The organism is Streptomyces sp. NPDC044033 (genome assembly GCF_056434425.1).
Window position 1 is genome coordinate 170,822 of the sequence record NZ_JBWKFF010000008.1, and the last position, 11,370, is coordinate 182,191.

Annotated in this window: 8 protein-coding genes; 3 read left to right on the forward strand and 5 right to left on the reverse strand. The window is 71.2% G+C overall.

Annotation, left to right across the window (positions count from 1 at the left end):
• Window positions 1-122 precede the first annotated feature (122 nt).
• Both AC07AB_RS16840 and pgi read left to right on the forward strand, forming a co-directional pair.
• A complete protein-coding gene (locus AC07AB_RS16840; protein ID WP_478566736.1) occupies window positions 123-1,409 on the forward strand; it encodes an MFS transporter in 1,287 nt (428 codons plus the stop codon).
• A 57-nt stretch (window positions 1,410-1,466) separates the two neighbouring features.
• The gene (pgi, locus tag AC07AB_RS16845) at window positions 1,467-3,119 is read left to right on the forward strand and encodes a glucose-6-phosphate isomerase (protein WP_478567126.1); all 1,653 of its coding nucleotides are present in this window, start codon (window positions 1,467-1,469) and stop codon (window positions 3,117-3,119) included.
• 193 nt (window positions 3,120-3,312) lie between these two features.
• Here pgi and pgl read toward each other — a convergent pair whose 3' ends face one another.
• From pgl to tkt, 5 genes are read right to left on the reverse strand one after another with little or no spacing between them, the layout of a single operon-like run.
• The gene (gene pgl, locus AC07AB_RS16850; RefSeq protein WP_478566739.1) at window positions 3,313-4,095 is read right to left on the reverse strand and encodes a 6-phosphogluconolactonase; all 783 of its coding nucleotides are present in this window, start codon (window positions 4,093-4,095) and stop codon (window positions 3,313-3,315) included.
• The gene (gene opcA / locus AC07AB_RS16855) at window positions 4,092-5,165 is read right to left on the reverse strand and encodes a glucose-6-phosphate dehydrogenase assembly protein OpcA (RefSeq protein ID WP_478566742.1); all 1,074 of its coding nucleotides are present in this window, start codon (window positions 5,163-5,165) and stop codon (window positions 4,092-4,094) included. The genes pgl and opcA overlap by 4 nt, the downstream gene beginning before the upstream one ends.
• A complete protein-coding gene (gene zwf, locus AC07AB_RS16860) occupies window positions 5,162-6,706 on the reverse strand; it encodes a glucose-6-phosphate dehydrogenase (RefSeq protein ID WP_478566745.1) in 1,545 nt (514 codons plus the stop codon). Before zwf ends, opcA begins: the two co-directional genes overlap by 4 nt.
• Window positions 6,703-7,818: a transaldolase gene (tal, locus tag AC07AB_RS16865; protein ID WP_478566748.1), complete on the reverse strand. Its 1,116-nt coding sequence runs from the start codon at window positions 7,816-7,818 to the stop codon at window positions 6,703-6,705. The genes zwf and tal overlap by 4 nt, the downstream gene beginning before the upstream one ends.
• 34 nt (window positions 7,819-7,852) lie before the next feature.
• On the reverse strand, window positions 7,853-9,931 hold the full coding sequence (tkt, locus tag AC07AB_RS16870) for a transketolase (protein WP_478566751.1): 2,079 nt from the start codon (window positions 9,929-9,931) through the stop codon (window positions 7,853-7,855).
• Between the two features lie 393 nt (window positions 9,932-10,324).
• Between tkt and AC07AB_RS16875 the strand changes: the two genes are divergently transcribed.
• Entirely contained in the window at window positions 10,325-11,272 is a 948-nt protein-coding gene (locus tag AC07AB_RS16875) for a heme o synthase (RefSeq protein WP_478566754.1), read from the forward strand.
• Window positions 11,273-11,370 lie beyond the last annotated feature (98 nt).

The window sequence follows — 11,370 nt, forward strand, 5'->3', positions numbered from 1 at the left end:
CCCCAGAGAAGGGTGGAAAGAGCCAAAAACACCCCCCCCCCCCCCCCCCCCCCCCCCCCCCCCCTCCCTCCCCCCCCCCCCCCCCCGGGCCGTTGTCAGTGGTCGCCGCTACGGTTTCGTCAATGGCCGGAGCGGGTGGGGGAACTGTGGCAGCGGTTGACGAACGAGTGGTCCGTCCGAGTGTCGGAGGAGGCTTCGGACGGCTGTGGTCGGCGGCCGTGATCTCCCGCCTGGGAGACGCGCTCCGCTCCGCCGCGCTGCCCCTGCTCGCCGTCTCGCTGACCGGTTCGCCGATGCTCGTCTCGCTGGTGACGGCCGCCGGATTCCTGCCGTGGCTGCTGTTCGGACTGCTCGGCGGCGCCGTGGCGGACCGGGTCGACCAGCGGCGGGCGATGTGGGCGGTGGACGTGGTCCGCGGGCTGCTCATGGCGGCCTTCGCGATCGCCGTGGCCTGCGGGGCGGCGACGATCGGCCTGCTCATCGCGGTCGCCTTCGCGCTCACCGCCCTCCAGACGCTCTTCGACAACGCCGCCACGGCCCTGCTGCCCTCCGTCGTGGACGAGGCGGCGCTGGGCACCGCGAACGCCCGGTTGATGACCGGCCAGCAGATAGCCGGCTCCTTCGTCGGGGCGCCGCTGGTCCCGGTGCTCCTCGGCATCGGCCTCGCCATGCCGTACGCGGCCGACGCGGGCACGTACCTCCTCGCGGCCGTCCTCGTGGCCGGGGTGCGGGCGGACCCGCCGGAGCGGCCGGCCCGCGCCGCCGGGCGCACACTGCGGCGCGAGATGGCCGACGGCATACGCGCGCTCTGGCGCGACCGGCTGCTGCGCTGGCTGTGCGCGTCCACCACCCTGTGCAATGTCGGCGTCGGCGCGCTCATCGCCATGCTCCCGCTGCTGGTCAAGGGGTGGCTGGACGCGGGCGACGCGGGCTATGCGGCGACCATCGCGGCCTACGGCATCGGCGGGGTGGCCGGCGGCCTGGCCGCCGGGCGGATCACCGGACGGCTCGGCCCGGCCCGGAGCCTGCTCCTCGGCGGCGGGCTCCAAGCCTGCTGCCTGGTGGCGCTCGGGACCGCCCGCTCCCTGCCGGCCGCGGTCGCCGCCATGGCGGTCTTCGGCTTCGTCGGAATGCTCTGGAACGTCACCCAGGTGACCTTGATGCAGCACCGCAGCCCCGCCGGGATGCTCGGCAGGACCAGCGCCGCGTTCCGCACGCTCGGCGTGGCGGGCGCGCCCTTCGGCGCGCTCGCCGGCGGAGCGGTGGCCACCGCCTGGGGGCTGAACACGCCGATGCTCTTCGCGGCGGCGCTCTTCGGGCTCGCGGTCCTCGCCCTCTCGCCGGCCCTCAAGGAGGCCGACAGCGGAAAGGCGGCGGACAGCGGACAGGCGTCTCGTAGCGGAGTCTGATCAATTAGGTTGGAAGGCAGCGGGACAGGTACGAGAAGAAGTGGGCTGATGTCCGAGATGAATGCAGACGGCCGCAGCAGGCTCGACCAGATGCCTCAGTGGAACGCGCTGGCCAAGCACCGGGACGAGCTGGGGGAGGTGCACCTGCGGGACCTCTTCGCGGACGACCCCGGGCGCGGCGAGCGCTACGGCCTCCAGGTGGGCGACCTGTACCTGGACTACTCCAAGCACCTCGTCACCGACGAGACCCTCCGCCTGCTGCGCGAGCTGGCGGCCGCGGCCGGGGTGAGCGAGCTGCGGGACGCGATGTTCCGCGGCGAGAAGATCAACACCACCGAGGACCGCGCCGTCCTCCACACGGCGCTGCGCGCCCCCGAGTCCGCGGTCATCGAGGCGGGCGGCGAGAACGTGGTCCCCGCCGTGCACGCGGTGCTCACCAAGATGCAGGTCTTCGCCGACCGGGTGCGCTCGGGCGACTGGAAGGGCCACACCGGCAAGCCGATCAAGACCGTCGTCAACATCGGCATCGGCGGCTCCGACCTCGGCCCGGCGATGGCCTACGAGGCGCTGCGCGCCTTCACCGCCCGCGACCTCCAGTTCCGCTTCGTGTCGAACGTGGACGGCGCGGACCTGCACGAGGCCGTGCGGGACCTCGACCCGGCCGAGACGCTGTTCATCATCGCCTCGAAGACCTTCACCACCATCGAGACCATCACCAACGCCACCTCCGCCCGCAACTGGCTCCTCGGCGGGCTCGGAGCCGGCCAGGAAGCCGTCGCCAAGCACTTCGTGGCGCTGTCGACGAACGCCGAGAAGGTCTCGGAGTTCGGCATCGACGTGACCAACATGTTCGAGTTCTGGGACTGGGTCGGCGGGCGCTACTCGTACGACTCGGCGATCGGCCTCTCCCTGATGGTCGCCATCGGGCCGGACCGGTTCCGGGAGATGCTGGCGGGCTTCCACCTCGTCGACGAGCACTTCCGCTGCGCCCCGCCCGAGGAGAACGTCCCGCTGCTGCTGGGCCTGCTGGGCGTCTGGTACGGCAACTTCCACGACGCGCAGTCGCACGCGGTCCTGCCCTACAGCCACTACCTGTCGAAGTTCACGGCCTACCTCCAGCAGCTGGACATGGAGTCGAATGGCAAGTCCGTGGACCGGGAGGGCGAGCCGGTCGGCTGGCAGACCGGGCCCGTCGTCTGGGGCACGCCCGGCACCAACGGCCAGCACGCGTACTACCAGCTGCTGCACCAGGGCACCAAGCTCATCCCCGCCGACCTCATCGGCTTCGCCAACCCGGTCGACGACCTGCTGCCGGACCTCGTGGCCCAGCACGACCTGCTGATGGCGAACCTGTTCGCACAGGGCCAGGCGCTCGCCTTCGGCAAGACGCCGGAAGAGGTCGCGGCGGAGGGTGTGCCGGCCGAGCTGGTCCCGCACAAGACGTTCAAGGGGAACCGGCCCACCAGCACGATCCTCGCCCGTGAGCTCACCCCATCGGTGCTCGGACAGCTGATCGCGCTCTACGAGCACAAGGTGTTCGTACAGGGAGCCATCTGGAACATCGACTCCTTCGACCAGTGGGGCGTCGAGCTCGGCAAGGTGCTCGCGAAGCGGATCGAGCCCGCGCTCAGCGAGGGGGCCGAGGTGCCGGGGCTGGACGCGTCCACGACGGCGCTGGTCGGGCGTTACCGCTCGCTGCGCGGGCGCTGAGGTCCTGCGGCAGCCGTACGCACCAGGCCCCGGCCGCCTTCGCGGTGGCCGGGGCCTGGTGCGTTGGGACGGGTCACTGATCGGGGCCCCGCCACTCGACCGCGGTACGGGCTCGAAACCGGTGGCCGGTCGGCAGCAAGCGCCGGACGGGCCGGATTCCCCGGCCCGTCCGGCGCTTGGCGTTCCGTCCGTCCTACGCCGAGGCCGGTGGGTACAGCGAGCGGGGGAGGCCCGCCGCCGCGGCCCGGTCCAGCAGCCACAGGGTGCGGCCGCGGCCGTACGCGCCGGCCGCCGGGGCCTGGATCTCACCCGCCCCCGACAGGGCGATCGTCACCGCCCGCGCCTTGTCCTCGCCCGCCGCCAGCAGCCAGACCTCGCGCGCCGCGCGGATCGCCGGCAGCGTCAGGGAGACGCGGTTGGGCGGGGGCTTGGGCGCGCCGCGCACCCCGACGACGGTGCGCTCGGTCTCCCGTACGCCCGGCTGCTCGGGGAAGAGCGACGCCACGTGCGTATCCGGGCCGACGCCCAGCAGCAGCACGTCGAACGACGGCACCGGGCCGTGGTCCTCGGGCCCGGCGGCCGCGGCCAGCTCGGCCGCGTAGGCTTCCGCCGCCGCGTCCGGGTCGTTGCCGTACGGGCCGTGGGACGCCGGCATCTCGTGCACCCGGGCCGGGTCCAGGTCCACCGCGTCCAGCAGCGCCTCGCGCGCCTGGGTGACATTGCGCTCCGGGTCCCCGTCCGGCAGGAACCGCTCGTCGCCCCACCACAGGTCGAGCCGCGAGAAGTCCACGGCGTCCCGGGCGGGCGCCGCGGCGAGGGCCGCGAGCAGCCCGTTGCCGTTGCGCCCGCCGGTCAGCACGACCGAGGCGGAGCCCCGGGCGGCCTGAGCGTCCACGATCTTCGTGATCAGCCGGGCCGCCGCGGCCTGCGCCATCAGCTCCTTGTCCCGGTGCACGACGATCTGCGGCGCGCTCACTTGGACGTCGCCTTCTTCGCCGAAGCGCCCTTCGCCGAGGCGCTCTTCTTCGCGGCCGCCGGAGCGCCCTGCTCCGACGCCTCGCCGGCCGCCGGGCCACCGGACCCGCCGTCGGCGGCGTCCGACGCCTCGGCCGGCTTGTCCGCGCTCGTCAGCTGCTTGACGCCGAGCGTCACCGTCGCCCGGTAGACGTCGTCCGGGTCGAGCCGGCGCAGCTCCTCGGCGATCAGATCGGCGGTCTCCCGCCGCTTGAGCGCCACGTGCCGGTCCGGCTGGCCGGGCATGGCCAGCTCGGCCAGCGCACCGTCCGCCCGGTCGAGGCAGATGACGCCGTCCGGCGTGGCCAGCCGCACCGCGGTGAGCCCGGGGCCCTCCGAGACCTTCCGCTCGACCGGCACCTTCAGCCGGTCGGCGAGCCACAGCGCGAGCAGCTCGCTGCTCGGGTTGTACGCCTCGCCCTCCACGACCGCGGAACCGATCTTGGAGTGCTTCTGGTCCAGCGCCGCGGCCAGCATGCTGCGCCACGGCGTGATCCGGGTCCAGGCCAGGTCGGTGTCGCCGGGCGCGTACGCCTCGGCGCGTACCCCGAGCGCGGTCACCGGGTCCTCCGCGGCGGCGGCGTCGGTGATCCGGCGCTGGGCCAGCTTGCCGAGCGGGTCCGCGGACGGGTTGTCCGGCGCGTCCTCGGGCCACCAGACCACCACGGGGGCGTCCGGCAGCAGCAGCGGGAGCACGACGGACTCGGCGTGGTTGGCCAGTTCGCCGTGCATGCGCAGGACGACGGTCTCGCCGGTGCCGGAGTCGGAGCCGACCCGGATCTCGGCGTCCAGCCGGGCCATCTTGCGGTCACGCGGCGAACGCCCGGGCCGCTTGATGACGGCCACGATGCGGGAGGGGTGCTCCCGCGACGCGTCGCCGGCCGCCTTGAGCGCGTCGTAGGCGCTGCCCTCGTCGGTGACGATGACCAGGGTGAGGACCATCCCCACGGCGGGGGTGCCGATGGAGTGCCGGGCCTCGATGAGACCCGCGTTGATACGGGACGAGGTGGTGTCCGTCAGATCGATTCTCATGGCCGGCGCCAGCTCCTGCCGTCTCGTGCGAGCATCTCGTCCGCCTCTGCCGGCCCCCAGGTGCCCGACGCGTACTGCGCGGGCTTGCCGTGCTTGTCCCAGTACTCCTCGATCGGGTCGAGGATGTTCCAGGACAGCTCGACCTCCTGGTGCCGGGGGAAGAGGTTGGCGTCGCCGAGCAGCACATCGAGGATGAGCCGCTCGTACGCCTCCGGGCTGGACTCGGTGAAGGACTCGCCGTACGCGAAGTCCATGGTGACGTCCCGGACCTCCATCGAGGTACCGGGCACCTTGGAACCGAATCGCACGGTGACGCCCTCGTCCGGCTGCACCCGGATGACCAGGGCGTTCTGCCCCAGCTCCTCGGTGGAACCGGCCTCGAAGGGCAGATACGGCGCCCGCTTGAAGACCACCGCGATCTCCGTGACACGGCGCCCCAGCCGCTTGCCGGTGCGCAGATAGAAGGGGACGCCCGCCCAGCGGCGGTTGTTGATCTCCAGCTTGATGGCCGCGAAGGTGTCGGTCTTCGACTTGGGGTCGATGCCCTCCTCTTCGAGGTAGCCGGACACCTCCTCGCCGCCCTGCCAGGCGTGCGCGTACTGGCCGCGTACGGTGTGCGCGCCGAGGTCCTTCGGCAGCTCGACCGCGCCCAGCACCTTGAGCTTCTCCGCCACCAGGGCCTTCGGGTGGAAGGAACCGGGCTCCTCCATCGCGGTGAGCGCGAGGAGCTGGAGCAGGTGGTTCTGGATGACGTCGCGGGCCGCGCCGATGCCGTCGTAGTAGCCGGCCCGGCCGCCGATGCCGATGTCCTCGGCCATGGTGATCTGCACGTGGTCGACGTACGACCGGTTCCAGATCGGCTCGAACATCGTGTTGGCGAACCGCAGCGCCAGGATGTTCTGGACCGTCTCCTTGCCCAGGTAGTGGTCGATCCGGAAGACCTCGTTGGGCGGGAAGACGTCGTGCACGATCTGGTTGAGCTCTTGCGCGCTCTTGAGGTCGTGGCCGAACGGCTTCTCGATCACCGCGCGCCGCCAGGAGTCGCCCGGGCCCTGGGACAGCCCGTGCTTCTTGAGCTGCTCGACGACGTCGGGGAAGAACTTCGGCGGGACGGAGAGATAGAAGGCGAAGTTGCCGCCGGTGCCCCGGGCCTTGTCGAGCTCGTCGATGGTGGCCTTGAGGGTCTTGAACGCCTCGTCGTCGTCGAAGACGCCCGGTACGAACCGGAAGCCCTCGGCGAGTTGCTGCCACACCTCCTCGCGGAAGGGGGTGCGCGCGTGTTCCTTGACGGCGTCGTGGACGACCTGCGCGAAGTCCTCGTTCTCCCAGTCGCGCCGGGCGAAGCCGACGAGCGAGAAGCCCGGCGGCAGCAGGCCGCGGTTGGCCAGGTCGTAGACCGCGGGCATCAGCTTCTTACGGGACAAATCGCCCGTGACGCCGAAGATGACCAGGCCCGACGGCCCCGCGATGCGCGGGAGCCGTCGGTCCTGTGCGTCACGCAGCGGGTTGACTCCGCTTGCGGATACAGGGGACAAGGTCATGCCTCCGAGGGGGACAGACGCTTGAGCTCGGCCTCGGTGGACTTCAGGAGGTCGACCCAGGACGCCTCGAACTTGTCGACGCCCTCGTCCTCCAGGAGCTGCACGACGTCGTCGTAGGAGATCCCGGCGGCGGCGAGGTCGTCGAGCTGGCTCTGCGCCTCGTCGTACGTGCCGCGCACCGTGTCACCGGCGATCTCGCCGTGGTCGGCGGTCGCTTCCATGGTGGCCTCGGGCATGGTGTTGACCGTGTTCGGGGCGACCAGGTCGACCACGTACAGGGTGTCCTTGTAGGCCGGGTCCTTGACGCCGGTCGAGGCCCACAGCGGACGCTGCCGGTTGGCGCCGGCCGTCTCCAGCGCGGTCCAGCGGTCGGAGGAGAAGACCTCCTCGTACGCCTGGTACGCGAGGCGGGCGTTGGCCAGCGCGGCCTTGCCCTTGAGGGCCTTGGCGTCGCCGCCCAGGGCGTCGAGGCGCTTGTCGATCTCGGTGTCCACGCGGGACACGAAGAAGGACGCCACCGAGTGGATCTTGGAGATGTCCAGGCCCGCGGCCTTGGCCTTCTCCAGCCCGGCCAGGTAGGCGTCCATGACCGCGCGGTAGCGCTCCAGCGAGAAGATCAGCGTGACGTTGACGCTGATCCCCAGGCCGATCGTCTCGGTGATCGCCGGGAGGCCCGCCTTGGTGGCGGGGATCTTGATGAGGGTGTTCGGGCGGTCCACCAGCCAGGCGAGCTGCTTGGCCTCGGCGACCGTGGCCCCGGTGTTGTGCGCCAGCCGCGGGTCGACCTCGATGGAGACCCGGCCGTCCTGGCCGTCCGTCGCGTCGAAGACCGGCCGCAGGATGTCGGCGGCGTCGCGGACGTCCGCCGTCGTGATCATGCGGATGGCTTCCTCGACGGTGACCCGGCGGGCCGCGAGGTCGGCGAGCTGCTGCTCGTAACCGTCGCCCGAGGAGATCGCCTTCTGGAAGATCGACGGGTTGGTGGTGACGCCGACGACATGGTTCTGGTCGATCAGCTCGGCCAGGTTGCCGGACGTGATGCGCTTGCGCGACAGGTCGTCCAGCCAGATCGCGACGCCTTCGTCGGAGAGGCGCTTGAGTGCGTCCGTCATGGAAATTGCATCTCCTACTTGTCGTATACGGGCGTCAGCGGCCGGCGGCGGCGAGCGACTCGCGGGCCGCGGCGGTGACGGCCTCGGATGTCAGACCGAACTCGCGGTAGAGCACCTTGTAGTCGGCGGAGGCGCCGAAGTGCTCCAGCGAGACGATCCGGCCGGCGTCGCCGACGAAGCGGTGCCAGGTCAGGCCGATCCCGGCCTCGACCGCGACGCGCGCCTTCACGTCCGGCAGCAGCACGCCGTCCCGGTACGCCTGATCCTGCTCCTCGAACCACTCGACGGACGGCATCGACACCACGCGAGTGGGGATGCCGTCGGCCTGGAGCGCCTCGCGGGCCTCGACGGCCAGCTGGACCTCGGAGCCGGTGCCGATCAGGATGACCTGCGGACGGCCGCCCTCGGCCTCGAAGAGGGTGTAACCGCCCTTGGCCGCGTCCTCATCGGCCTCGTACGTCGGCACGTTCTGCCGGGTGAGGGCGAGGCCGTGCGGCGCGGGCTTGGCGTTGTGGCGGCGCATGATCTCGCGCCAGGCGATGGCCGTCTCGTTGGCGTCGGCCGGACGGACCATGTTCAGGCCCGGGATGGCGCGCAGCGCGGACATGTGCTCGACCGGCTGGTGGGTCGGGCCGTCCTCGCCGAGACCGATGGAGTCGTGCGTCCACACGTACGTGACCGGCAGCCGCATCAGGGCGGCGAGTCGCACGGCGGGGCGCATGTAGTCGGAGAACACCAGGAAGGTGCCGCCGTAGATGCGGGTGTTGCCGTGCAGCGCGATGCCGTTCATGGTCGAGCCCATGGCGTGCTCGCGGATGCCCCAGTGCACCGTACGGCCGTACGGGCTGGCCTCCGGCAGCGGGTTGCCCGCCGGGAGGAACGAGGACGAGGCGTCGATCGTGGTGTTGTTCGAGCCGGCCAGGTCGGCGGAGCCGCCCCACAGCTCGGGGACCACGGCGCCCAGCGCCTTCAGCACCTCGCCGGACGCCTTGCGGGTCGCGACGGCCTTGCCGGCCGGGAAGGACGGCAGCGCCTTCTCCCAGCCGTCGGGCAGCTCGGCCGCGTCGATCCGGTCGAACTCGGCGGCGCGCTTCGGGTTGGCGGCGCGCCACTCCTCGAACCGCTTGTTCCAGGCGGCGTGCGCCTCTCGGCCGCGGTCGACGACCTCACGGGCGTGGGCGAAGACCTCGTCCTCGACCTGGAAGGTCTGCTCCGGGTCGAAGCCCAGCACCTTCTTGGTCGCGGCGACCTCTTCGTCGCCGAGCGCCGCGCCGTGCGCGGCGCCGGTGTTCTGCGCGTTCGGGGCCGGCCAGGCGATGATCGTGCGGGCGCCGATGATCGAGGGGCGCTCGGTCTCGGCCTGCGCCGCCTTCAGGGCCTTGTAGAGGGCCTTGACATCGAAGTCGCCGTTGGCGGACTGCTCGACGCGCTGTACGTGCCAGCCGTACGCCTCGTACCGCTTCAGCACGTCCTCGGAGAGCGCCGTCTCGGTGTCGCCCTCGATCGAGATGTGGTTGTCGTCGTAGACCGCGACGATGTTGCCGAGCTTCTGGTGGCCGGCCAGCGAGCTCGCCTCGGCCGAGATGCCCTCTTCGACGTCGCCGTCGGAGACGATCGCCCAGATGGTGTGGTCGAAGGGGGAGGCGCCGGCGGCGGCGTCCGGGTCGAACAGGCCGCGCTCGTAGCGGGCGGCCATGGCCATGCCCACCGCGTTGGCGATGCCCTGGCCCAGCGGGCCGGTGGTGGTCTCCACGCCGCGCGTGTGGCCGTGCTCGGGGTGGCCGGGGGTCTTGCTGCCCCAGGTGCGGAACGACTTGAGGTCGTCCAGCTCCAGGCCGTACCCCGACAGGTACAACTGGATGTAAAGGGTGAGGCTGGTGTGACCCGGAGAGAGGACGAACCGGTCGCGGCCGGTCCAGTCGGCGTCGCTCGGGTCGTGCCGCATCAGCTTCTGGAACAGCAGGTACGCGGCGGGCGCGAGGCTCATGGCCGTACCGGGATGGCCGTTGCCGACCTTCTGCACGGAATCCATGGCCAGGACGCGGACGGTATCTACGGCCCGCTGGTCCAGATCGGTCCAGTCGAGGTCTGTGGTGGTCGGCTTGGTGCTCACCCTGAGTCAGGGCTCCTCTCCACATGTCGAGTGCCGCGGGACGGTGTGTCAGCCGGGCGCTGTCGAGCCTACCCCCGCCGGAACGTGCACCTTTTCGACGTGCGGCCGGTTGCCTGACCCGACGTCGGCGGCAACCGGACGCGCGGCTCAATCATTCCCGGCGCGCAGGTGGCGGCAGTGTCTCCAGGGTGCCCGGGAAGCCGTCGCCCCGCCTCCCGAGCTGGGCCATCCCCCCGATGCGAGGCATCGTCCAACACGGGCCCACCCCCGCGAAGGCCGAGGTATCCGCTACGTCTAGAGTGGCGTGGTACGCGCAAGTCTTTACCGGGCCATCACGCCCGGTGCTTGCTGGGTCTTATCGCGGCGTCTGCCGCTGAAGTCACTGAACCAGGGGTGTGCGTGACGGCCGTCGAATCCCGTCCTGCGGGGGTGCTCGCTACGAGCCCTAACCACCGGCCGTTCGGGGCCCGTGTCAAAGGGTTCGTGGCTCTCACCAAGCCACGGATCATCGAGCTGCTGCTCATCACCACGGTGCCGGTGATGTTCCTGGCCGAACAGGGTGTGCCCAACCTGTGGCTGGTGCTGGCCACCTGCTTCGGCGGCTACCTGTCCGCCGGCGGCGCCAATGCTCTGAACATGTACATCGACCGCGACATCGACGCGATGATGGACCGGACCTCCCAGCGCCCGCTGGTCACCGGCCTGATCTCGCCGCGCGAGGGCCTCGTCTTCGGACTCACCCTCGCCGTCGTCTCGACGCTGTGGTTCGGGCTCCTCGTCAACTGGCTGTCCGCCGCGCTGGCGCTGGGCGCGCTCCTCTTCTACGTCATCCTCTACACGATGGTGCTCAAGCGGCGCACCTCGCAGAACATCGTGTGGGGCGGCATCGCGGGCTGCATGCCGGTCTTCATCGGCTGGTCCTCGGTCACCAACTCGGTCTCCTGGGCCGCCGTCGTCCTCTTCCTCGTCATGTTCTTCTGGACGCCGCCGCACTACTGGCCGCTGTCGATGAAGGTCAAGGAGGACTACGCGCGGGTCGGCGTGCCGATGCTGCCCGTCGTCGCCTCCAACACGGTGGTCGCCCGTCAGATCGTCATCTACAGCTGGGTGATGGTCGCGGTCTCCCTGACGCTGTGGCCGCTGGGATACACGGGCTGGTTCTACCCGGCCGTGGCGGTCGTAACCGGCGCGTGGTGGCTCAAGGAGGCGCACGGACTGCTCGCCCGCGCCAAGGCCGGAGTGACCGGCGTCAAGCTCAAGGAGATGCGACTCTTCCACTGGTCCATCACCTATGTGTCGCTGCTCTTCGTGGCGGTCGCGGTGGACCCCTTCCTGCGCTGAAGGACCTGTATCGCACCCCGGGCGGGGGGGGGGGGGGGGGGGGGGGGAACCCCCCCCCCCCCCCCTCCCCCCTCCCCCCTCCCCCCCCCCCCCCCCTC